Origin of the sequence: Micromonospora sp. NBC_00858 (assembly GCF_045207365.1) — a bacterium.
In the GTDB taxonomy this organism is placed as follows: Bacteria; Actinomycetota; Actinomycetes; order Mycobacteriales; family Micromonosporaceae; genus Micromonospora.
In genome coordinates, this window is record NZ_CP108828.1 from 3,061,017 (window position 1) to 3,079,974 (window position 18,958).

The 18,958-nt window shown below is 68.8% G+C and carries 19 protein-coding genes and 1 pseudogene; 9 read left to right on the forward strand and 11 right to left on the reverse strand.

Annotation, left to right across the window (positions count from 1 at the left end; translation table 11 throughout):
• Positions 1-186 precede the first annotated feature (186 nt).
• The gene (locus tag OG990_RS14320) at positions 187-1,203 is read right to left on the reverse strand and encodes a LacI family DNA-binding transcriptional regulator (protein ID WP_406080879.1); all 1,017 of its coding nucleotides are present in this window, start codon (positions 1,201-1,203) and stop codon (positions 187-189) included.
• Between the two features lie 240 nt (positions 1,204-1,443).
• Between OG990_RS14320 and OG990_RS14325 the strand changes: the two genes are divergently transcribed.
• Positions 1,444-3,798: an AbfB domain-containing protein gene (locus tag OG990_RS14325; RefSeq protein WP_406080880.1), complete on the forward strand. Its 2,355-nt coding sequence runs from the start codon at positions 1,444-1,446 to the stop codon at positions 3,796-3,798.
• A 131-nt stretch (positions 3,799-3,929) separates the two neighbouring features.
• Here OG990_RS14325 and OG990_RS14330 read toward each other — a convergent pair whose 3' ends face one another.
• Positions 3,930-4,058, reverse strand: coding sequence for a hypothetical protein (locus OG990_RS14330; protein ID WP_406080881.1), 129 nt, complete (start codon positions 4,056-4,058; stop codon positions 3,930-3,932).
• 66 nt (positions 4,059-4,124) lie between these two features.
• On the opposite strand from OG990_RS14330, the gene OG990_RS14335 reads away from it, so the two are divergent.
• Positions 4,125-5,228 (forward strand): DUF4185 domain-containing protein, encoded by a 1,104-nt coding sequence (locus OG990_RS14335; protein ID WP_406081754.1) that lies wholly within the window; start codon positions 4,125-4,127, stop codon positions 5,226-5,228.
• Between the two features lie 55 nt (positions 5,229-5,283).
• On the opposite strand, the gene OG990_RS14340 is transcribed toward OG990_RS14335, so the two are convergent.
• Positions 5,284-6,015: an endo alpha-1,4 polygalactosaminidase gene (locus OG990_RS14340; protein WP_406080883.1), complete on the reverse strand. Its 732-nt coding sequence runs from the start codon at positions 6,013-6,015 to the stop codon at positions 5,284-5,286.
• Between the two features lie 52 nt (positions 6,016-6,067).
• The gene (rpsD, locus tag OG990_RS14345; protein WP_406080884.1) at positions 6,068-6,676 is read right to left on the reverse strand and encodes a 30S ribosomal protein S4; all 609 of its coding nucleotides are present in this window, start codon (positions 6,674-6,676) and stop codon (positions 6,068-6,070) included.
• A 71-nt stretch (positions 6,677-6,747) separates the two neighbouring features.
• Between rpsD and OG990_RS14350 the strand changes: the two genes are divergently transcribed.
• The 3 genes from OG990_RS14350 to OG990_RS14360 all read left to right on the forward strand — a co-directional run bounded on the left by OG990_RS14350 (position 6,748) and on the right by OG990_RS14360 (position 9,659).
• On the forward strand, positions 6,748-7,458 hold the full coding sequence (locus OG990_RS14350) for a DUF2470 domain-containing protein (RefSeq protein WP_406081755.1): 711 nt from the start codon (positions 6,748-6,750) through the stop codon (positions 7,456-7,458).
• Between the two features lie 150 nt (positions 7,459-7,608).
• The gene (locus tag OG990_RS14355; RefSeq protein ID WP_406080886.1) at positions 7,609-9,069 is read left to right on the forward strand and encodes an SDR family NAD(P)-dependent oxidoreductase; all 1,461 of its coding nucleotides are present in this window, start codon (positions 7,609-7,611) and stop codon (positions 9,067-9,069) included.
• 113 nt (positions 9,070-9,182) lie between these two features.
• On the forward strand, positions 9,183-9,659 hold the full coding sequence (locus OG990_RS14360) for a heme-degrading domain-containing protein (protein WP_328417730.1): 477 nt from the start codon (positions 9,183-9,185) through the stop codon (positions 9,657-9,659).
• A gap of 8 nt (positions 9,660-9,667) precedes the next feature.
• Here the strand turns inward: OG990_RS14360 and OG990_RS14365 are convergent, their stop codons facing one another.
• Positions 9,668-11,044, reverse strand: a complete 1,377-nt coding sequence (locus tag OG990_RS14365) for an FAD-dependent oxidoreductase (RefSeq protein ID WP_406080887.1) — start codon at positions 11,042-11,044, stop codon at positions 9,668-9,670.
• A 303-nt stretch (positions 11,045-11,347) separates the two neighbouring features.
• On the opposite strand from OG990_RS14365, the gene OG990_RS14370 reads away from it, so the two are divergent.
• Positions 11,348-12,676: an alpha/beta hydrolase gene (locus OG990_RS14370; protein ID WP_406080889.1), complete on the forward strand. Its 1,329-nt coding sequence runs from the start codon at positions 11,348-11,350 to the stop codon at positions 12,674-12,676.
• A gap of 81 nt (positions 12,677-12,757) precedes the next feature.
• On the opposite strand, the gene OG990_RS14375 is transcribed toward OG990_RS14370, so the two are convergent.
• A complete protein-coding gene (locus OG990_RS14375) occupies positions 12,758-13,447 on the reverse strand; it encodes a TetR/AcrR family transcriptional regulator (protein ID WP_406080891.1) in 690 nt (229 codons plus the stop codon).
• Positions 13,448-13,558: 111 nt separating this feature from the next.
• Here OG990_RS14375 and OG990_RS14380 point away from each other — a divergent pair, with 111 nt between their 5' ends.
• Positions 13,559-14,269, forward strand: a complete 711-nt coding sequence (locus tag OG990_RS14380) for a DUF4386 domain-containing protein (protein ID WP_386992337.1) — start codon at positions 13,559-13,561, stop codon at positions 14,267-14,269.
• 64 nt (positions 14,270-14,333) lie between these two features.
• Here OG990_RS14380 and OG990_RS14385 read toward each other — a convergent pair whose 3' ends face one another.
• From OG990_RS14385 to OG990_RS14395, 3 genes are all read right to left on the reverse strand, one after another.
• On the reverse strand, positions 14,334-14,786 hold the full coding sequence (locus OG990_RS14385) for an SRPBCC family protein (RefSeq protein WP_406080893.1): 453 nt from the start codon (positions 14,784-14,786) through the stop codon (positions 14,334-14,336).
• 64 nt (positions 14,787-14,850) lie between these two features.
• On the reverse strand, positions 14,851-15,363 hold the full coding sequence (locus OG990_RS14390; RefSeq protein ID WP_328417740.1) for a DinB family protein: 513 nt from the start codon (positions 15,361-15,363) through the stop codon (positions 14,851-14,853).
• A gap of 109 nt (positions 15,364-15,472) precedes the next feature.
• Positions 15,473-15,850, reverse strand: a complete 378-nt coding sequence (locus OG990_RS14395; RefSeq protein WP_406080895.1) for a MerR family transcriptional regulator — start codon at positions 15,848-15,850, stop codon at positions 15,473-15,475.
• Between the two features lie 110 nt (positions 15,851-15,960).
• Between OG990_RS14395 and OG990_RS14400 the strand changes: the two are divergent.
• Positions 15,961-16,664: pseudogene (locus OG990_RS14400) on the forward strand (SDR family oxidoreductase).
• 44 nt (positions 16,665-16,708) lie between these two features.
• On the opposite strand, the gene OG990_RS14405 reads toward OG990_RS14400, so the two are convergent.
• Positions 16,709-17,158 carry a hypothetical protein gene (locus tag OG990_RS14405; RefSeq protein WP_406080897.1) on the reverse strand — a complete coding sequence of 150 codons (450 nt, stop codon included), beginning with the start codon at positions 17,156-17,158 and terminating at the stop codon, positions 16,709-16,711.
• A 138-nt stretch (positions 17,159-17,296) separates the two neighbouring features.
• Here OG990_RS14405 and OG990_RS14410 point away from each other — a divergent pair, with 138 nt between their 5' ends.
• Positions 17,297-17,833 carry a hypothetical protein gene (locus tag OG990_RS14410; protein WP_406080898.1) on the forward strand — a complete coding sequence of 179 codons (537 nt, stop codon included), beginning with the start codon at positions 17,297-17,299 and terminating at the stop codon, positions 17,831-17,833.
• 113 nt (positions 17,834-17,946) lie between these two features.
• Here the strand turns inward: OG990_RS14410 and OG990_RS14415 are convergent, their stop codons facing one another.
• Entirely contained in the window at positions 17,947-18,927 is a 981-nt protein-coding gene (locus tag OG990_RS14415; RefSeq protein ID WP_406080899.1) for a hypothetical protein, read from the reverse strand.
• Positions 18,928-18,958 lie beyond the last annotated feature (31 nt).

An 18,958-nucleotide genomic window follows, 5' to 3' on the forward strand; every position in this document is an offset into this window, starting at 1 on the left:
CGCGCCAACCACCGGCCGTCCGGTTGAGCCCCCGCCGAGCAAGGTGACGGAGCACGGCGGGGTACGTCGAGCTGCGGAGCGAGGTCAGACTCTCACGGATGTCACTGAAATGGGGCACCTGACCTCGCTGAACACGCCGGAAGCTGCCGCTACGCACCGCCGGCCTGATGGGGAAACGCCTGGTCGTCACGCGCCTGGTGTACCGGTGCTCTCCCGGCGGATCAGGCGGAACGGCGTCTGCACGGTCAGCGGTGCCGCGACCTCTGTGCCCTCGATCCGGGCGACCAGGCGGCGCACCGCGAGCCGGCCGATCTCCTCCTTGTCCGGCGCGATGGTGGTGAGGGTCGGGGTGCTGAACCGTCCCTCCTCGATGTCGTCGATGCCGATCACCGCGACGTCCTCCGGCACCCGGCAACCGGCCTCGGTCAAGGCCCGGAGCGCGCCGATGGCGATCAGGTCGTTGTAGCCGAAGACCGCGTCCGGGGGCTCACCGAGGGCGAGCAGGTCACGCATGGCCCTCCTGCCGTCCAGCCGGCCGAACTCGTCGGTACGGGCGACCAGCCACGGGCGGAACGGCAGGCCGGCTGCCTCCAGGGCCTCCCGGTAGCCGCGCATGCGCAGGTGCGCCGACTGCCTGTCGCCACCCGGAGCAGCGCCGATGAACGCGATCCGGCGGCGTCCGATCGCCACCAGATGCTGGATGGCCGCGTGACCCGCGGCGACGTTGTCGATGGCGATGTGGTCGTGCGGTACGTCGTAGACGCCCTCGCCGATCAGCACGAGCGGGCGGTCGGCGGTCCGGGCCAGCACCTCTTCCCGACCGATCCGCACCGGACTGAAGATCAGGCCGTCGATGATGTGTCGCCGGGAGCCGTCGAGGAGCAGCAGCTCCGCGTCCCGGTCCGCGGCGGTGTTCTCCATAAGGAGTGTGTAGCCGAGCCCGGCGGCTTCCCGGATGGCGATCTCGGCGAGCTCGGCGAAGTAGGGATTGTTCAACTCCGGAATGGCCAGGGCGATCAGGCCGGTACGCCCCCGGCGGAGGTGCCGGGCGCTCAGGTTGGGGCTGTAACCGAGTTCGTCGATCGCCTGCTGCACCCGCTGCCGGGTCTGCTCCCCCACCGGTCGGTACCCGTTGACCACGTTGGAGACCGTGGCCAGCGAGACGCCGGCGCGCTCGGCGATGTCCTTCAGGCTGACGCCCATCCACCGACCCTTCCGGGTGCCACCGGCGGCTGGCAAGGATTGACGGGACGTCCGCCGTGCCTCTATAACGTTAAACAGGTGGTGATGGATGTCAATATGATTGCCGTTGCTTGCTGATGGAAATCCCACGGACATCTGTCGATGAGGCCCGCCCCCGGTCGAGTGACCACCCGATGCCCACCGCCAACGCGCTTCGGGCCCAGCTGCACCGCCCGCGGCGACTCGCCCCTCGGAGACGGCATGACACGTCACGTCCCCATCCGCCCCGCCCTGCCCCTGCTGCTCATCCTCGCGCTGATCGCCGGCGTCCTCGCCGCGCCGGCGCCGCCAGCCCACGCCGTACCGCCCAAAACGCCGCCGCTGACCACCCCGTGGACCAACCAGGCGTTGCTCGGCACGCCACTGCCGGAGTACCCGCGACCGCAGATGACCCGGCCGGACTGGCTCAACCTCAACGGCGAGTGGCAGCTACGCCAGTCCGCCACCGACGACGCCCCGCAGTTCAACACCAACCTGCCCGAGCGGGTCAACGTGCCGTTCCCGGTGGAGAGCGCCCTCTCCGGCATTCAGCGGGCCGCCAACGACAACCGCAACTACCTGTTCTACCGACGCACCGTCACCATCCCGCCGAACTGGTCCGGCCGGCGGACGCTGCTGCACTTCGGCGCGGTCGACTGGCAGAGCACCGTCTGGGTCAACGGCGTCCGCGTCGGAGCGCACTCCGGTGGCTACGACGCCTTCACCTTCGACGTGACCCCGCAGCTCACCAGTGGAGCCAACGAGATCGTCGTCAAGGTGTGGGACCCCACCGACACCCGGCAGAACGGCAGCCTGCCCCCGATCGGCAAGCAGACCAAGCAACCCGGCGGGATCTTCTACACGCCCAGCTCCGGCATCTGGCAGACAGTGTGGATGGAGCCGGTGTCCACGGCCTCGATCAGCAGCGTGGACGTCTACCCCAACCTGAGCAACAACACCCTGCGGGTGCGGGTCTTCACCCGGGGCGACGTCAGCGGCCACAGTGTGCTCGCCGAGGCGTTGAACGGAAACACCGTGGTCGGCACCGCCACCGGCGGCTTCACCGACTTCAGCGTGCCGGTACCCAACGCCCGCCGCTGGTCACCCGACGACCCGTTCCTCTACAACCTCCGGATCACCCTGCGCAACGCCGGCGGTGCCGCCGTCGACCGGACCACGCACTACTTCGGCATGCGCGAGATCACCACCGGCCTGGTGAACGGGGTGCTGCGTCCCAAACTCAACGGTCAGTTCGTGTTCCAGGTCGGCACCCTCGACCAGGGCTTCTGGCCGGACGGGCTGTACACCGCGCCGACCGACGCCGCGCTCGCCTTCGACCTGCAGAAGCACAAGGACCTCGGCTTCAACATGGTGCGCAAGCACATCAAGGTCGAACCGCAGCGCTGGTTCTACCACGCCGACCGGCTCGGCCTGCTGGTCTGGCAGGACATCCCGTCGATGACGGCGCAGGACATCAACCCCACCGACGCGCAGCAGGCACAGTTCGAGACCGAGGCACGCGAGATCGTCGACGAGCACCGCAGCTCCCCCGCCGTCATCGAATACACGCCGTACAACGAGGGCTGGGGTGAACGGGCCCTGGCCGACACCCGTCGGGTCGCGCAGAACATCAAGAACCAGGACCCGACCCGCCTGGTCAACCCACACAGCGGCCACAACTGCTGCCAGTCCCTCGGCAACCCCGGTAACGGCGACATCGACGACTGGCACGTCTACCTCGGACCGGACTCCCCGGTACCGTCGAACAGCCGCGTCGCCGCGCTCGGCGAGTTCGGCGGCCTGGGCATCCACACCCCGGGCCACGAGTACAGCCCGAACGGCGAATTCTTCGCCTACGAGTGGCAGACCAGCTCGACCGCGCTCACGGACCGCTACGTGGGGCTGGTGCAGGGCACCCAGAACCTGATGCTCGGCAAGGGACTCAGCGCCTCGGTCTACACGGAGATCACCGACCTGGAGGGCGAGCTGAACGGTTTCCTCACCTATGACCGCCAGGTGATCAAGATGGATCAGGCCCGCGTCCGTGCCGCCAACACCGCACTGATCAACGCGTCGAAGACCATCGGCAGCTCGGCACCCGTCGCGCTCCCGGTCAACACCCGGCGGTCGTTGCAGGTGACGACGCCCGGCTACACCAACCGGTACCTGCGCCACCAGGACAGCCTGGCCTACACCGAGGTGGTCGACGCCGGCAGCCCGGACCTGCTCAAGAACGATGCCACCTACACCATCCGGCCCGGCCTGGCCGACACCAACTGCTACTCGTTCGAGTCGGTCAACTATCCGGGGCAGTACCTGCGCCATCAGGCGTCCCGGGTACGCAACTCGCCGAACGACGGCTCCGCGCTCACGCGCGCCGACGCCATCTGGTGCGCACGGGTGGGCCTGACCGGCACGGGGGTGTCGCTGGAGTCGTACAACTTCCGGGGCAGGTACCTGCGGCACTACAACTCGGAGGTCTGGCTCAGCAACGGCACCGGCGGCGACGCGTACAACACGCCGACGTTGTGGGCCGCGGACAGCACCTGGAACATCGCCGCTCCCTGGGCACCCTGACCAGTCAGCGGCCGACGGCAGGGTCTCGTAGCCATCGGCTGACCGCGGGGGTTCCGGCCTGGCCGGGACGCCCGCGGTCAGCCGGCGTGGCGAAGCGGTAGTACTGGATGCCCCCGGCGTTCTCGTTGTGGTCAGAGGGCGGTTTCTTCGTAGACGTCGCCGGTGTCGAATGCTGAGAGTGCCACCAAATCGATGATCGCCGTCAATGTCATCTGAAGATTTCCTTCATTGTGATGGCGATGAAGGTCAGGCATTGACATCCGCCACTGTCGCAGGTTAACTCGCCGGCAATCGATGTCCTGCCGCCGGGAAGGACGACCATGGGTATGCGTCGCCGCTCGTTCATCGGTCGCGTCGCCGCAGTTGGCGCGGTCGGCGCACTCGGTGGCGCCGGCGCCGTCCTGACGACCGCCGGTCCGGCCCAGGCGGCGGTGTGGAAGAAGCGGTTGACCGGCGCGGACCTCGACACCAACAGCCGGTGGCGGGTCGCCGGCACGGACCTGGGCATTCCCTACGTGCTGGAGAACGGGTCGATCGGCTACCTCTTCGGCGACACCTTCGACACACCGTGGCCGGAGGGCCCGCCCCTGCCGAACGACTGGCGATCACCGGTCATGTTGCGCTCCGCCGTCCACCCGGGCGCGCCGGGCGGCGTGGTCTTCGACAGCGCGGCACGGGTCGCCGGCAACGGACGCGCGCCGGAACTGATGCACAACGGCCACCATGGCATCGGCATCGACGGTCTTCCGGAGGTGACCGTCATCCCGAACGACGGCATCGGCTTTCCCGAGACGGGCCGGCAGCTCATCTCCTACATGAGCATCGAGAACTGGAACTCCGCCGGCCCGGCGGGACCGCACTGGAAGTCGCGCTACGCGGGGCTGGCCTACTCCGACAACGGCAACGACTTCATCCGTACGCCGCTCAAGTGGTGGAACAGCTCCGACAACAAGGACCCGTTCCAGATGTGGACCATGCAGCGGGATGGTGACCACGTCTACGTCTTCTCGGTGCGATCAGGGCGCCAGGACGGCCCGATGATGCTGCGTCGCGTCCGGTGGGACCGGCTGTTCTACCCCGAATCGTATGAGGGATGGGGCTGGAACGGCGCGAACTGGGGCTGGGGGCGGCCCTGCACACCCATTCTCACCGGCCGCTTCGGCGAGCCGTCGGTCCGTCGCCTGAGTGATGGCACCTGGGTGATGTCGTACCTGAACTGCCAGACCGGCTGCGTGGTCACCCGGACCGCCTCCGGCCCCGACCGGGCGTGGACGGCGGAGAAGATCCAGGTGACGAGCTGGCAGGAGCCCGCTCTCTACGGCGGGTTCATCCATCCCTGGTCGAGCCGCAACGCCAACGACCTGCACCTGATGGTCTCGAAGTGGACGCGTACGCCGGACGGCCGCAGCACCGCCTACCACGTCAGCTAGTTCGTCGGCTCGGTGTGACCGGGCCGCTGACCATGGCGCTTCAGGCGCGCGACGGTCAGCACCGCTCGTAGTGGTAGCCCTGGCGTCCGAGGGGAACGACGTCACGGTCGCGCAGGATGACGGAGATCCGGGCACCGCGAGTGGCGCAGGCCCGGAGGTACGCGCCCACCGGGTTGTCGGTGTACTCGATCTCGATCAGATGGTCACCGTACGCGTCGGTGTAGCTCTGGCACTCGTCGTGGTGCTGGCACTCCTCGACCACGGCGAAGTCGAAGCCGATCTGGTCGCGGCCATACGGCGCCAGCTCCGGCGTGTTCTTCTGCGCCACCGCCAGCCCCGCGTCGTGAGCATGTTCGACCAGCAACCGCGCCAGCGCCATGTTGTGGTCGTGGGTCAACCGGTCGCCGGACCGCGTCCAGGAGTCGAGGTTGTCCGGCTCGACCGCCCGGAACCCCTTCGCCGCGCACTCGTCCATCCAGCCTTGAACGACGCCGGCGATGGCGGTCCGGCGCGCCGGCGTCGTGGTGTCCAACAGAATCTCGCCCGGCCATTCTGGATCCTCGACATACGAGCCGTCCGCCGCCTTCAGCAACAGGTCGCGGTGTTCCGCCTTCCACCACGCCGCAGCCTCCGGCTGGGTTTGGAAGGCGTTGACGTAGCAGATGTTGTAGGCGGCGCCCGAGGGCACACCGGAGTGGTCCCGCTCGACGATGGTCACACCCACGTCCGGCTCGTAGGCGCCGCCGATCTGGTAGTCGAAGCTGCCGTTGGTTGGCGGCAGCACCACGGGCCGGCCGGCACCGCTGGCCGACGCCGGGGCTGCGGACCGGCCCGAGTGGTCAGCGCGAGTAGTACTCGACGACGAGTTGCTCGTCGCAGAGGATCGGAACCTCCGTCCGCAGCGGAACCCGGACCAGGCGTGCGGTCAGACCGGTCAGGTCGACCTCCAGATACGGCGCGGGACGCTCCGGGGCGTGCGCCCCGGCCGCCGCCACGACGAACGGGGCCTTGCCCCGGCTCCGGTCCGCCACCGCGATGACGTCGCCGGGGCTCAGCCGTGCCGACGGCCGGTCCAGCCGACGACCGTTCACTGTGAGGTGCTGGTGGGTGACGACCTGGCGGGCCTGATAGATCGTGCGCGCGAAACCTGCCCGCAGCACCAGCGCGTCGAGCCGGGTCTCCAGGTCGACGATCAACTCCTCACCGGTCTTGCCCGGCCGGCGTACGGCCCGGTCGAACGCGCGCCGTAGCTGGCCCTCGTGCAGGTCGTACTGCGCCTTGAGGCGCTGCTTCTCCAACAGGCGGACCTTGTAGTCACTGGTGGTACGGCGGGCACGGCCGTGCTGACCCGGCGGGAACGGACGGCGTTCGAAGTACCGCACGCACTTCGGAGTCAGGGCGATGCCCAACGCGCGGGAGCGCTTGACCTTGGGGCGGGTCTGATTCATCCTTCACCTCTCAACTAAGGTAAGCCTTACCTTATTAGGAGGTGATCGGGTTGAGCAACCAGCCGACCGACATGACGGACGCGACAGACAGCCCGGCAAGCCGGCTCCGATCGATGCTCGTCGCCGCCCAGTCCCTGGGCCTGCACACACCGGGCTATCGGGCGGACATCGCCGGCCGGCACTCCGTCACCGGCGACGGGCGGGTACGGGTCGAGCTGCCGGCAGGCTGCCGCATGGCGCAGGACATCGCGCACCAGCGGGAAACGGTGGCGATGATCGAGGTGACCGACCTGGCACCCACCCCGGTACGCGACCGGGTCCGGGCACGCGGCACGCTCACCGGCTGGCTGAGCCCGGCCGACACCATCGACTGTGACGCCGAGGACAACCAACTGGTGACCGTTCTCGACCTCGCCACCGCCGAGTTGACCACCAGCGAGGGCACCACCGCGATCGACCCGACCGACTTCACCACTGCCCAGCCCGACCCGCTGGCCGCCACCGAAGCCGAGCTGTTGTGCCACCTCGACCATCACCACCCGCACACGGTCGAACGACTGTGCCGGCTGGTGGATCCCCACCAGTTGCACGGCGTCCGCATGGTCCGCCCGGTGCGGCTGGACCGCCACGGCCTCGTGCTACGACTCGAACTGCTGAGCTGCGACCGGGACATCCGGCTGGGGTTTCCCGCCCCGGTACGCCATCCGGACCAACTCGGCGCCCAGATCGACGCACTGCTCAGGCAGAGCCGACGCTGCCGGCCTCCGCGGGCCCACCGGTGACCAGAGTGCCGTGCGGACCGATCCTCAGGTGAGGCTGGCCGACAAAGCGGCGCGGGATGCGTCGGAGGCCGCACGGTGCGTACAGTTCCTGGTCGGACGTGAGGTGGGCCGGGCGGAATCCGGTACAGGAACGGGACGAGACAGAGACGTATGACGGCGGACAACATTACCGAAAACGGTCAGCACGCGATTGACCGGAGCCGGCTGGAGACCTGTCTCAGCGTCTTCGAAGCGTTGGAGGCCCTGCCTCCCGATCACCCCGACGTGGTGCGGGTGCAGCGGGCCACCGCGAAGCTCTACAAGGTGATCAAGCAGCGGCGACGCGAGGAGCGGCGCGACGCCATCGCGGCAGCCGACCGCGCCGTGACGGCCGCCACCGCCACCGGTGCCCCCGGCCGGATCGACGACGAGACCCAGGGCATCCCGCTCGCCTCTCCCACCGCGAGTGCCACGGCCGGGCTCCTGCACAATCCGCGCGGCTGCTACGTCTGCAAGCAGCGATACCGCGAGGTGGACGCCTTCTATCACCAGCTCTGCCCTTCCTGCGCCGCGCTCAACCGTGAGCGCCGGGACGCCCGCACCGACCTGACCGGCCGGCGGGCGTTGCTCACCGGCGGCCGGGCGAAGATCGGCATGTACATCGCGCTGCGGCTGCTGCGTGACGGCGCGCACACCACGGTGACCACGCGGTTCCCGCACGACGCGGTCCGCCGGTTCGCCGCGATGCCCGACAGCGCGGACTGGCTGCACCGCCTGCGGATCGTCGGGATCGACCTGCGCGACCCCGCCCAGGTGATCGCCCTCGCCGATTCGGTCAGCAGCCAGGGTCCACTCGACATCCTGATCAACAATGCGGCGCAGACCGTCCGCCGCTCGCCCGGGGCGTACGCACAGCTCGTCGCCGCAGAGGCCGCGGCCCTGCCGGACGGCCCGCTGCCGGAGCTGATCACGTTCGCCAAGCCGGGAGGCCAGGGCGCGCCGGCGGGCAGCCTGACCGCCGGGCCGCAGTCGACCGCGCTCACCCCGCACGCGCTCACCGCACTGGCGTTGACCAGCGGCTCCGCCTCACCGGAGCGGATCGCGGCGTCCACGGCCATCGACGCCGGCGGTCTCGTGCCGGACCTTGACTCGGTCAACAGCTGGGTGCAGCGGGTGCACGAGGTGGACCCGGTCGAGCTGCTCGAAGTGCAGCTGTGCAACGTGACGGCGCCGTTCATGCTGGTCAGCCGGCTACGACCGGCGATGGCCGCAGCGAAGGCCCGCCGCAAGTATGTGGTGAACGTGTCGGCGATGGAGGGGCAGTTCGGCCGCGGGTACAAGGGGCCGGGGCATCCGCACACCAACATGGCCAAGGCCGCGCTGAACATGCTGACCCGGACCAGCGCCCAGGAGATGCTGACCGACGGCATCCTGATGACCAGCGTCGACACCGGCTGGATCACCGATGAGCGACCCCACCCGACGAAGATGCGACTGGCGGACGAGGGCTTCCACGCCCCGCTGGACCTGGTCGACGGAGCCGCCCGGGTGTACGACCCGATCGTCCGTGGCGAGCAGGGCGAAGACCTCTACGGCTGCTTCCTGAAGGACTACGCGCCCTGCGCCTGGTGATCGGCGCTTCCACCCGCCACGGCGCGTCCAGCGGGTTTGCGACAATCACCAGGTACGCACACGCGGCCCTACCCACACCCGGGCGGCCGCCACTCGATGAGGAGAAGGTACGCATGCCATCTGACCGTGACGCGTGGCCGACGTTGGACGAGCTGCAGCGTGAGGAGATCGAGCTGGAGCTGCCGGGCCTGTCGGAGACCGACGCGTACGAGTTGGGCATGCTGGCCGTCGCCGCCGCGAGCGAGCAGCGGCTCCCGGTCGCGGTGGGTGTGTGGCGGGCCGGGCGTCAGCTCTTCCACTGCGGCCTGCCTGGTTCGACCCTGGACAACGACGCGTGGCTGCGCCGCAAGGGACGCGTGGTGATGCGGTTCGAGCACTCGTCGCTGTACATGGCCCGGCTGTGCCAGGACAAGCAGACGACGCTGACGGAGAAGTACGGCCTGCCGGCCTCCCGGTACGCGGCCGCCGGAGGTGCGGTGCCGCTGCGCGTCCGCGGCACCGGCGTGGTGGGCTGGGTGGGTGTCTCCGGTCTTCCGCAACTGGACGACCACCGCTTCGTCGTCGACATCCTTCGCAAGCTCCCGCGATAACGCTCCGATCAGCGCGCTCGCCGGTTGGCGCGCAGGGCGCCCAGAATCACGCCGGGTGACGCCAGCGAACGCGGATGTTCCCGCAACGAGACGACCTCGTTGAACCGCCGCGCAATCGTCACGTCGGTGACCGTCGCCGCGATGATCTGCCTGCTGGCCCAACTGGAGACCCGGTAGCCACGTGGGTAGGGCCCGTCGACGTGGGGCAGCGCCAGGTCGGCGGAGGTCGACAACGACCAGGCAGCGTCGACCACGATCTTCTGCAGGGCGAGGTACTGGCGCGCGGGCACGCTCAGGTCCGGGTTCGTCCTCAGGTACGTCGACAAACAGGCCGCGTGCAGGGCCGCCGCCGTCATCCCCTGCCCGTACACCGGGTTGAACGACGCGACGGCGTCGCCAACGCTGACGAGCCGGGCCGGGAACCGCTTCACCGCATGAAAGTCCCGTCGCCGGCTGTCGGCATGGCGGTAGGTCTGGACGTCGCCGAGCATCTCGTTTGCGGCGACCTCGCCGAACTCCGGCGGGAACTGGTCCCGCAGCCGGCGCACGAAGTCCTCCGCGGTACGCCCCGGGCGGCTGTCCCCGTACCCGACCATCATGGCCATCCACCGGTCACCCTCGATGGCGAAGAATGCCGCGCCGGCGACATCCGACGACATCTCCGGGCTGTGCACTGCCAGGACGACCGCCGCATCGGGGTTCGCCTCGTGGCGGCGAAACAGGGCGGTCGCGTAGTTCAGGTGCACGGTCATCCGCCGCGTGACGGGCCGCTCCCAGCCGGCCTGCCCCAGCCACTCGGAGAGCCTGCTCGAACGCCCCATGGCATCCACCACAAGATCACCGCCCTCGACGCCGGGCACCCCATCGACGTCGTAGCGGACCCCGGTGACCTCGGCACCGTCGAACATCAGACCCGTGGCGCGGGCGGTGACCACCTTGACGTTGGGCAGTCGAAGCACCTGCTCACGGATCAGCCTCTCCAGGAGAGGCCGGCTGCCCGCCAGGCTGTCGGCGTCGTTGGGAACGACAACCTTCAGGCGGCCGTCGAGGTAGTTCCGCCGGGCCGCGGGTGGAGCCTCGATCGCCCCCTGGGCCAGTGCCTGTTCGCGGAATCCCGGAAACAGCTGCTCGAACTGGAGGAAGCCGCCGGGCAGCAACGCGTGCAGTTGCGTCCCCTGTGGCACGCCGGGCCGCTCGCCGGCCGTCTGTAGGTCGTCGCGGTCGAGGATGACCACGCTCTCGGCGTAGTCGGACAACACCCGCGCTGCCAGCATGCCGGCGATACTGCCGCCGACCACGACGGCCTTGTCCAGGATCGGGAGCGCCTGGTCGGGGGGTCGCACGGCGTTCAACGCGGCGAAGACCCGGGCCGGGGAGAGGGACATCGTGCTCTCCAAGGGGTACGAGGTGAGGCGCCCTCTGCCGTGCCTGCCGCGACTGGTGCGCGGAGAGACCGGTGGACGGCCGTTCGGCATGACGCCCGACGATCGTTGCACAGACGCCCATCGCTGGCCCGCCCGGCCGGGCGGCGATGGTAATCCCATCGCACACCCGGCTACGGCGGCTGCACGCGACCCTGTCGGGCGATTGTCGGAGGGCTGCACGCGCGGTATGGACGACCGGCCACCACCCTGACACGATACTTGCGCTCCTAGTGCATAAACTTTGTCGACCGAGGTGGAGGATCGATGCACACGTCTCGCCGGAGATTGCTCTCCCTGATGACCGGGCTTGCGCTCGCCGCCGGAATGTCCGTCGCTGGCGTTCCGCTCGCCGCCGGGGCTGCCGCCACTTCGTCGTACCGTCCAGTGGTCTTCGTGCACGGCAACGCCGGTGCGGCGTCACAGTTCCAGTCCCAGGCCAAGCGCCTGGCCAGCGACGGCTACCCGCTAGACATCATCGAGGCGCACGAGTACGACTCGCCGAACATCGCCACGATCCTGCCCCAGGTGTACGCGGGGATGGACGCGCGGATCTCCCGGCTGCTGGCGGCGAGCGGCGCGGACAAGGTGGACCTGCTCGCGCACTCCCTGGGCACCTTCGTCATGCAGGGCTACCTCAACAGCTCACCGGCGCGTGCCGCCCGCGTCGCGCACTACGTCAACCTGGACGGACGAACCGCGGCGTCACCACCGGGAGGCGTACCCACGCTCGCGATCTGGGGCGAGGGCGACCCGGCGCGGGCCGTCGTGGGCGCGACCAACGTGTACTTCCCGAACCAGTCCCACACGCAGACCGTGTCGTCGCCGGAGTCATTCAGCGAGATCTTCCGGTTCTTCCAGGGCCGCGCTCCCAGGACAACGCGGATCGTGCCCCAACTGTTCGGCACCGCGCAGGTCTCCGGCCGCGCGGCGCTCTTCCCGAGCAACGTCGGCGTCACCGACGCGACGCTTGAGGTCTACCCGGTCAGCTCCCTCACGGGCGGTCGGCTGTCGAACCGGCCCGCGCATCGGGTGCCCCTGAGCGGCGACGGCTCGTTCGGACCGTTCCCGGTGCTCGCCACAGCCCGGTACGAGTTCGCGATCGTGCGCGCTGGCGCGGCGACGCACCACTTCTACTTCCAGCCGTTCCTGCGGTCCGACTCGTTCGTACGCCTGGCGACCAGCCGGCCGGGCGAGGGGCTCGGCGCGCTGGTCGACACCAGCGACCGGCACACGGCGCTGATCATCCAGCGGCAGAAGGAGTGGTGGGGCGACCAGGGTGACGCTGGCGACAACCTATGGATCAACGGTCGGGATGTCCTGAACCCGGCGAACACACCGCGCGTCAAGCGGACGATCGGCATCTTCGCGTTCGACGACGGCAGCGACGGTGTCACCGACCTGACCGCGCCGCTGCCGGAGTTCTTCAGCCAGACCTTCATCACCGGCATGGACCTGTTCATCCCGGCCACGCCGGCACACCTCGGGATCGTGCGGATCACGGTCGGTCAACGCGGCGGCGGGTTCGACGCGGTCAACGTGCCCAACTGGAAGTCCAGCGAGCATCGCGTGACGGTGAACGTCGACGACTTCTGATCGGCGTCACCGATCGGCCGGGCGGAGCGGCGAGTTCGCCTCCACGAGCGCGGGCTCGCCGCGGCCGACAGTGTTCGGCCCTCAGCCGCGGAGGCGTTCCAGCCCGTCCAGGAGCAGGTCGAGCGTGAACTCGAACTCGGTCTGACTGTCGCACCAACCGAGCATGGGGTCGGTGACGTCGTGGATCTCGGATGCCACCATGGCCGTCAGGTGCGGTAGCGCCTCGGCCATGGCGGCCAGGTCCGCCTCCGCGACGTCGGCCTCCAGGCTCCCGCCCGCCGACGCCGGGCTGAAGATCTCCTGCGCGAACCCGAGAGGCAGACTGCCGAACGCGTGCAACGCCCGGTGCGCGAGGAGGTGCGAGAACCCGGCATCGACCAGGGTGCCCACGATCCCGTCGTAGTACGCGTACAGGCCGACGGGGATGGTCCGTCGCGAGCCCAACAGTCCGGGCATCCACGGGTGACGAAGCATGATCTGACGCGCCGCGAGGAACTGCCGGCGCAACCACCCTCGCCAGTCTCCATCGCCATCGTTCGTGGAGATACGACCAACAGCGGCAACGATCTCAGCGACCACGGTCTCCACGACGCCGTCGAGGAGGGCCTCCTTGGCGGGCAGGTGATGGTAGAGCGACATGGCCTCGACGCCGAGATCGGCAGCGAGGCGGCGCATCGTCAGCGCCTGAATCCCCTCAGCGTCCGCCAGTGCGACCGCCGCTGCCAGCACGCGCTCACGACTGAGCGGTTGTCGAATTGCCTTCGCTGCCACCTGTCCCCCACCTCTTGCCAGCACCTTACATCGTATGGTTGCCTTACATCGTAAGGTCGGTGGCCGGAGCGCGACCACCTCCACGAGCCGATACGGCCCCAAGGAGCCCCAATGCCCGCGCTGATCCGTACCGCCCGCGTGACCGGGCTGCTCTACCTCGCCCTCGCCATCAGCGGCGCACTCGGCTTTCTGCTCATCCGGTCGCGACTCTTCAATGCCGACGACCCCAACGCGACGCTCGCCAATCTGGTCCAGCACGAAACACTCGCGCGCGTCGGCGTCGCCTTCGAACTGCTCATCGTCGTCACCCAGGCCCTCGCCGCCGCATGGTTCTACCGGCTGTTCCGCACCGCAGACCCACGTGCCGCCGGCGCCATCGCCGCGTTCGGCCTCATCAACGCGGTCGTGGTCCTCGTCAGCGCAGCACTGCTCGCCACGGCGGTCGACATCGCGCTCGACCCCGTGGGGGACGCGGCGGCCACCGTCCAGGTCCTCTACCTGACCAGCGGCAACCTGTGGGGCGTCGGAGGGCTGTTCTTCGGCCTGTGGCTCATCCCCATGGGACGCTGCGTGCTCCGCTCGAACTGGATGCCCCGCCCGCTCGGCTGGATCCTCGTCGGCGGCGGCATCGGATACCTGCTCAGCGCATTCATCGGATACCTCGCCCCTGACGCACAGGGCGTCGCTGACGCTCTGGTCGTACCCGCGACCATCGGCGAATTCTGGATGGTCGGCTACCTGCTGACGCGCGGCGTCCACCGCCGCGCACTCGACCAGGCACCAGCCGACCGGCAACCGGAGGCCGCGCCCCTGACCGCCTGAGTCCCGATGGCCCGAACATGGCCGAGGGCGCTCGCACCATGGGGGCCCTGCCGGTGCGGGAGCGTCACACCGCGGCGGGGGGTGACAACGCCATCTTCTGCCAGTTCCGGAACACGAAGCGGTGTACCGACTTCAACCCGAACCAGAGCGCCGGCTCCACCGCGACACGGCCGAGCCCGCGGACCGTCACCGTCGTCGTCCGGGTGACCCTCGTGCCGGCACCGGCCGGCTCCAGCTCGAACAGATCCCCGAGATGGTCGACGAAACGGTGGAAGTAGAGGTCCGTCGACTCCATGTGGAACGCCAACCGGCTCGGTGGCTCCCAGAGGGTGATCCGCTGCCGCACCACACCCTGCTCCGAGACGCACTGTCGGGCCGCGCCCACCTCACCGGGACCATCGGGCAGCCGGCACGTCGTCGGCCGGGGCGTACCCAGGTAGAACACCGGGCACCGGGGTTGCAGCTCAAGGCGCGAGTCGCAGAGCGCGGGCCACAGCACCTCCGGTGAGTGGGGCATCCTCCAGCGCGTACGCACCATCATGTCGACAACCGTAGGCCCAGCGTCGCCGCCACCCAATCGGTCAGAAGTAGCCCTTCTCGCCGTCGAGCAGCTCCCGGATCGTGTCGGCGTGACCTGCGTGCCGGGCGGTCTCCTCGATCATGTGGATCAGCATCCAGCGCAGGCTGGCGGCCGCGGACCGGAAGTCCGGGTGCCGGCCGACGTCGTCCAGGGAGTGGGCGGCGACGATGTCGTTGGACACCGCGCACTGCCGGTCGTACTCCTCAAGCAGTTGGGCGAGCGGAACGCCGTCGACCCTCATGTCGGCGTCCTCCGGCTCGTCCACGAATTGCGGCCCCTCAGCCGGGCGGCCCAGAAAGAGGACCTCGAACCAGCAATGTTCGGTCCACCGCAGGTGGGAGACGAGACCCGCCATCGTCATCAGGGGCGAGGCCGGTAGGACCGCGCGATGGGCGTCCGTCTCCGACAGTCCTTCGCACTTCCAGCGAATGATCGCGCGCTGCATCTCCAGCCAACCGACCAGCTGGCTTCGCTCGTCGGCGGTGAAGGGTGGGCGTAGGCGGGTAGTAGGCACGGGGGCACGCTACTCATGACCGCGTCGGTGGGCACGCGATTTCCCCGCCGGCCGAGGGTACGAATCGCCGCATCGAGGACGCGGGACGGCACGGGCTTCGCCTCGCGTGCTACGCAGGTGCGGTTTCCATCCTGGTGCAACCGCTGGCCGGGCTCTGGCTGAGAACAATGACCGCGTCGAGCCGATCCCTGGCCTGCAGGAGTTGGTTGATCTGCTGGTCGATGCGCTCGCGCTCGGCGTTCAGCATGGCGCGGGACTCCGGGGTGTTGACCTTCGCGTCGACGCAGGGCAGGAGGTCCAGGATGGTCCTGCTGGACAGCCCGGATGCGTACAGCATCTGGATCAGGTGAACCCGCTCGATCGCGCGGTCGTCGTAGTGGCGCTGGCCTCCGCTGCTGCGTTCCGGGATCAGGAGTGCCTGCTCCTCGTAGTAGCGCAGGGCCCGTACTGACACGCTGGTCCTGGTGGCGAGTTCGCCAATTCGCACGGCCCCTCCCGCTGGTAGTGACGCCGGCCACACGGCTTGCATCTCACGTCTACGTCAGGTTTTAGCGTAGCCCGTGTACCGAACTACCTCGAATCCACCTGGAGGCAATCATGCAGATCGCTGGTTCGATCGCGCTGGTTACCGGCGCCAACCGTGGCATCGGTCGGCACTTCACCGACAACTCCTGGAGCGCGGCGCGACGAAGGTGTACGCCACGGCCCGCCACCCGGAACGGATCGACGTTCCCGGCGTCGAGAAGCTCCGACTGGACATCACCGACCCACGGTCGGTCGAGGACGCGGCGGCGGCCGCCTCCGATGTGACCCTGCTGATCAACAACGCCGGGATCTCCACCTGGACCAACCTCGTCACCGGCGACCTGAGCAAGATCCGGTCGGAGATGGACACCCACTTCTACGGCACCCTCAGCATGGTGCGGGCGTTCGCGCCGGTGCTCGCCGGCAACGGCGGCGGCGGGATCCTCAACGTCCTCTCCGCGTTGTCGTGGTTCTCGTACGACGGGACCAACGCCTACGGCGCGGCGAAGGCCGCCGAATGGAGCCTGACCAACGGAATCCGGATCGAACTGGCCGGCCAGGGCACCCTCGTCACCGGACTGCACCTGGGCAGCGCCGACACCGACATGTCGGCCGGCTATGACGGCGACAAGGTCGACCCTGCCGCGGTTGTCCGCGCCGCCCTCGACGGCGTCGAGGCCGGCAAACTCGAAGTCGTCGCCGACGAGTGGAGCGCCAACGTCAAGGCGTCTCTCGCTGCGGACCCCAGCGCCTTCTACACCGTCACCGCCAACTGACGGCACGGCTCACCGCGGTTCAGCGCGCCGCACATCGTGGCCATTCATTGGCAGACGCGCCACTCACCGCGTTCCTTGGCCAGTGGAACGGTTTGCGTGAACCGCCCGCCCGTCTCCTGAACCATCTGAACGGTGACGGCCCCGCTGACCCGGCCGTTGTAGTTGGAGACCGACGCACCGGTGATCTCGTAGCTTCTGATCTTCAGTTGCGCGGACTGGATCCGGGTGTACTCCTCCTGCGGCATGCCGTCGCGCACCTTCTCACACAGCCGGCCGTAGGCACCCGGGTAGTTGCCGGCCTGCACGTCGTCCAGGTACGCGGCAGTGGCCTCGCGAGCCGGCCCGACCGCGTTGTTGACGGTGCGGAAGAGCCAGAAGCCGCCACACACACCACCGAGACAACACACCAACAGCACCGCGCCAACAACGATCAGAACGGTACGGGTCGTCCGGTTGGGTTTCCGGTCGGGCACAAGCATCGGCTCGTACGTCATGGCCTGGATGGTAGGGACGGCAGGCAAGCCACCACGTCGTCCCTACCCGGGGGCAGGTGGCCGCTCGGTGCCGACACTGTCTGCCGATCGTGACCGCCAAGGGATCGGAGCGTGATGCCACCTGGGCATGCTGCAACCATGCGTAGACAGGCGGGTGCATGGATTCTGATTCCGCTAGTCGGACTCCTGGCGGCTTGCAGTCCGCCCGACGAGCCGGTTGTCGCTTTGGCTGTCCACGATGGCGAGCCGATCGGCGTTCTCGTCACCTGCGACGGTGCTTTCTCTCAGCTCGGCGTGTTCGAGAACGACAACAGGAACGACGCGAGTGCACGACCGTTGATCACGTGGGGCGTAAGCGGCACACCGATGAGCGAGGTTGTGGAGGTTCCCCTGTTCGGCCAGCCGCCGGATGGTTTTGAGGTCGACGAGATCCGCGACATCCCTGCGGAGGAGGCAGGCATGGCCGTCGATGTCGAACCGCTCACCAAACTCGAGCCCGAGGTGAGATACAGCCTCAGCGGGTCAAGTCGCCATGACGGCATATCGGTAGACTTCACTGTCGCGGACTTCGCCCGGATCGGTCGGGACGAGGTGCTGGCACCGAGGGGCCGCGAGACGATGAAGATCATGTCGCGGGAGGCCTTTGTACGCAACGCCCGAAGCATCTGCAACTGATCCATGCTGCACTGTGGTGACACAGCTGCGCGAGCAGACAACTGGATCCTCCCCCGCCGCCGGGCCGGACGTCCCATGACGTCCGGCCCGGTGTCGTCAGGGCGTTCGATCAACTAGAGCCGGGCGTCGCCGGCCGCGGTGGCCTCCTGCACCGCCACGGTACGGCGGGTCTCCGCCCGCTGATCGCCGGCGTCCTCCCGGTCCGGGACGGCCGCGGCTCGGGCCGACCGGTTGGTGGTCGCAGCCGCCTGGTCACCGGTGACGCCGCCGCGGATACGGTTGTTCGCGGCCACCTGGGCGGCCGGGTTGTTGGACGTCACGGTCAACTGGCCGTTGATGATGTTGTCGTCGACAGTGACACCGCCGGTGGTGCTGGTGATGCTGACGTCGCCGCCCCAGTAGCCGCCCGAAGCGCAGCTGTCGAGGTTGCCGTTCGGGCCGAGTTGCACGCCGCCCAGGTTGCCGGCGAAGGTCGCCCGGCCGCGGACCGCGCTGCCGCACACCACACTGCCGGTGGCGCTGTTCAGCACCGACAGCGTGCCGTCGACGAACGAGTCGTGCACGTCGGTGTAGTAGGTGCCGGTGCTGCTGAGGTTACGTTCCACCTGCGTGCCGCGGTCGAGCCGAACCTCACCGGCTCCGGCGTTGACGGTCCCGGCGATCGTCGACTCCTCCACGAACAGGAAGCTGTCGATGGTCGTGGTGCCCTTCGGCCGTACGGTCACGTTGCCGGTCCGGGCGTCCTTGAGGAAGGCGCCGTATCCGCCGGCGGCCAGCACCACCTGCCCGTTGATCGTCGTGTCGGTGGCGTCCAGGTAGCCGTTCGCGGCGACGCGTACCTCGCCGCTGACGTTGCCACCGGTGACCACCAGGTTGCCGCCGGCGGCGACGTTGACGTTGCCGGTGATCGTGGTGCCGGTGAGCGCGCAAGACTCGCCGGCCGGCACGTACAGATCGTTGGGCACCGTCACCGCACCGCCGGTGCCGATGCAGTAGGTGACCAGGTCGGCGTGTGCGCTGGGGGCCACCGCCAGCACCGAGGCGGCGACGACGGCGGTCACGGTGGCCAGCTTGGCGACGGTACGTCTGGGCATCGCTGTACTCCCTGTCGATGAGGTTTGAGGA